Raw genomic sequence first — 3,542 nt, 5'->3', positions numbered from 1 at the left:
TTTTTTAACATCTTCTTCGGTATGAACCAGTTTTTCCATAAGATCACGACGAGCTTGCAACTCTTGTTCTAGGCGTAGACGGTAATGGCGTAAATTATGAGCAAGTTGTTGTTGGCGGCTAATCGCAATTCCTAAGCCAATACCAATAATAGCTTGTGTGGTTAAAAACATTTCTAACTCACGCAAATCATTAAATGCGCCATTCACTTGGCGAGCAAACGTAATCATTAAACTGCCTAATAATGCAGATAATACGCCACCTTGCCAGCCATAACGGTAAGCCATAAAGACATTAGGAATAAAAACAAGGATAACTAATAATCGCTCTATCTCGGGTGTTAAGAAAAACTGAGCACTTAACCCAATAAGGCAAAATAGAAATCCCCACATCAGCAAAGAAGTTCTTAGTGGGGGATCGGGAGTACCATTAGAAATTAGGGTACGACTTTGTAATTCACGAAGATATTCATAAAGTAAAAAGACAAAAGGTGCGAGTAATATGCCACCGGTGACAGAGGTGAGGAAAATTCCGCTGGTGGTATTAATAGAGAAACCAAGAATAAAGGCTTGCAACAGGCTATTAAAACCCACGGCACCAATTAATAGGGTTAAGCGTTGCCAATACAAAGGATATCGCCACCAAATACGTTGAACTTCGAGTGCGACAACGAGGCTGAGTATTGGTGAGAGATAAATAATCGCGTGTGTAATTAATTGCTCTTGCGCTAACCAGTAATAAAGCCCCCATTCTGCAAATAACATCGGTAGCCAAAAGCGACGCCAGAGTAAAATTATGAGGGCTAATCGCAGACCTTGAGGTAAGAAAAGAGCCGCTTGTTGCCCATTTTTACTTAAATAGAAGCCAATCACCCAAAGTGATAGCCAAAGTAAAGAGTAGGTGAGTAATAAAAAGAGGGATTGAAGAAGAAAACGGAGTCCCCTTTTCATGTTATAGCGATCCGGTAATCAACTGATTTTTTAAGGCGAAATGAACTAAATCGATGGTTGTTTCACAGCCTAATTTACCGAGTACATTGGCGCGATGAACGTGTACAGTCTTATGACTAAGATTCAGTTTTACGGCAATGGTTTTGACATTAATTCCTTGGACTAAAAGATTAAAAATTTCTCTTTCACGGGGGGTTAAGGTATGTAGCGCACTGTCTTCTTCAGGCGTTTGTCGCAATGCTTTCATCGCATCAGAACAAAGATAACAGCCACCTTGATGTACGGCGCGTACAGCTTGTACTAACTCTTCAGGGCCACAACGTTTAGTTAAATAACCACGAGCGCCAGAGTCTAGTGCACTTTGAACAAAAGCAGGGGTGTCATAGATGCTTAAAATAATAGTGCGAAAATCAGGGCGCTTTTGTTTTAAGCGACTTTGGAGTTGTAGACCACTTTCGCCGGGCATAGAGAGATCCATAACCGCAACATCAATATCGTCATGTGCTAAATAAGGCCATGCTTCTTGCCCATTAGAATATTCACCCACGATGTGAATATCAGGCTCTAACATTAAGAGTTGTGCAAAACCAGAACGCACAACAATGTGATCATCTACTAAAGCAACTTTTATCATAATTTTTTATTAGTCAGAGGGTAGTTAGACAATACTTATATGATTTATAACAATCTACTGAAAGATAAGCGAGGAAAAATGGAGAAGAAACTCTGTTTTGAACCTGATATCTCGTTTTTATTAAGGGGGATCGTGACAAGCAAATAATAATGGGTTATTTATTGTTCTTGTTAATTGTTTCCCATAAGCAGGGAACCTCTGCCTATGGGAAGTGGAGCAATCATTTATGGGTTAAGCCACTTGGACGGGGACGGCTTTGGCAATGCGCTTCATTTCATTATTGTCTTCAAAATAGGCGATATTGGGTTTATGACTGCGTGCATCACTATCAGGGATCTGCACATAAGAACAAATAATTAAGCGATCACCAACCGCAGCTTTACGTGCGGCAGCACCATTGACCGAAATAATACGCGAGCCTCTTTCTGCGCAAATGGCGTAAGTTGAAAAACGTTCGCCATTATCAACGTTATAAATATCAATGGCTTCATTTTCAAGAATGCCCGCGGCATCCATAAAATCCTGATCAATTGCGCAAGAGCCTTCATAGTGAAGATCGGCTTGTGTGACTTTTACGCGATGTAGTTTGCCTTGTAACATTGTGCGTAGCATGGTTGTGTTTCCTATTGTTCTAATTATGAAGATTAAACAAGGTTAACTTGTTGGTTATCAATTAAGCGAGTATTACCCAGCCATGCTGCCATTAGGATCACTGCTCGACGGCTCTCTTCATTTAATGGAGTGAGGGTATCTGCATCACAAATAAAGCACTCATCTGCACGAAAACCTTTCTGCTCTAAGGTGTTTTTGGCACTTTGCAGTAGCTGATTAATGTCATGATTACCTGATGCTAATTGTTCTGCGATTTCTTGCATCGTTTGATAAAGTGCAGGCGCTTGTTGTTTTTCGTTATCAGATAATAGGCGATTACGTGAACTGAGTGCTAAACCATTTTTGTCACGTACGATAGCAACAGGAATAATACTCGTATCCATACATAAATCGTTTACCATCTTTTTGATGATTTGCAGTTGTTGGAAGTCTTTTTCACCAAACATTGCAACATCAGGTTGTACAAGATTAAAAAGTTTACTGACAACGGTTGTGACACCACGGAAATGACCTGGTCGACTTGCCCCTTCTAATACGCTAGATAATACAGGTACATCAACAGTAGTTTGATTTTCCATTCCGTGCGGATACATCTCTTTTGCTGAAGGCGCAAAGATAATATCGACTTGTTTATCACGCAGTAACTCACAATCTTCTTGTAAAGTACGAGGATAGTTTGCTAAATCGGCTTCTCTATCAAATTGAAGTGGATTAACAAATATAGATGTGATCACGACATCTGCGTGAATACGGGCTTCTTCAATGAGTTTCAGGTGACCTTCATGAAGATTACCCATGGTTGGAACCAATGCAATGCGTTTACCTTCTTGCTTTAACCGCTTGATTTCTCGGCGTAAGATAAGCGTAGTTTCAATAATTAGCATGGCGTGACTCCTTTACGATATTGATAATTAAGATAGTAAATTAGTTAAATGAATGTTTTTCTTCGGGAAACAAGCCTTGTTCAACGTGTTGAACATAAAGGCTAACAGCCCCTTTTAATGAGCCTGCTTCTTGTAAAAAATCTTTTGAAAACTTAGGCGCTTGAGGTGTTAAGCCCAATAAGTCATGCATTACAAGAATTTGTCCATCAGTGACATTACCTGCGCCGATACCAATAACAGGCATCGTTAATGCGTCTGTAATCGCTTTAGCCAGAGTAACAGGAACACATTCTAATACTGCCAATTGTGCTCCTGCATTTTCAAGGGCGATAGCATCTTGCTTTAACTGCTCGGCTTCATCATGTTCTCTGCCTTGGACTTTATAACCGCCAAAAACATTGACAGATTGTGGTGTTAATCCTAAATGGATACAGACAGGAACCGCACGCTCAGCCAGCATTTTT

Annotated in this window: 5 protein-coding genes; all 5 read right to left on the bottom strand. The window is 40.2% G+C overall.

Translation table 11 applies throughout. The features are described from left to right. Nucleotides 1-948, bottom strand: a 948-nt coding sequence (locus BHE89_RS12485; RefSeq protein WP_171742499.1) for an MASE1 domain-containing protein, incomplete at its 3' end; no start/stop codon positions are given. A gap of 1 nt (nt 949) precedes the next feature. Further along, complete coding sequence (locus BHE89_RS12480; protein WP_069368507.1) at nt 950-1,582, bottom strand: response regulator transcription factor; 633 nt, start codon at nt 1,580-1,582, stop codon at nt 950-952. 231 nt (nt 1,583-1,813) lie between these two features. Further along, a complete protein-coding gene (gene panD / locus BHE89_RS12475) occupies nt 1,814-2,194 on the bottom strand; it encodes an aspartate 1-decarboxylase (protein ID WP_036932765.1) in 381 nt (126 codons plus the stop codon). 32 nt (nt 2,195-2,226) lie between these two features. Continuing rightward, complete coding sequence (panC, locus tag BHE89_RS12470; protein ID WP_069368506.1) at nt 2,227-3,078, bottom strand: pantoate--beta-alanine ligase; 852 nt, start codon at nt 3,076-3,078, stop codon at nt 2,227-2,229. A gap of 40 nt (nt 3,079-3,118) precedes the next feature. After that, the coding region (locus BHE89_RS12465; protein WP_171742498.1) for a 3-methyl-2-oxobutanoate hydroxymethyltransferase at nt 3,119-3,542 on the bottom strand (424 nt) is incomplete at its 5' end.

Source organism: Shigella sp. FC1967 (assembly GCF_001743005.1).
Classification (GTDB): domain Bacteria; phylum Pseudomonadota; class Gammaproteobacteria; order Enterobacterales; family Enterobacteriaceae; genus Proteus.
This window is presented reverse-complemented; position numbering and strand designations above follow the sequence as displayed.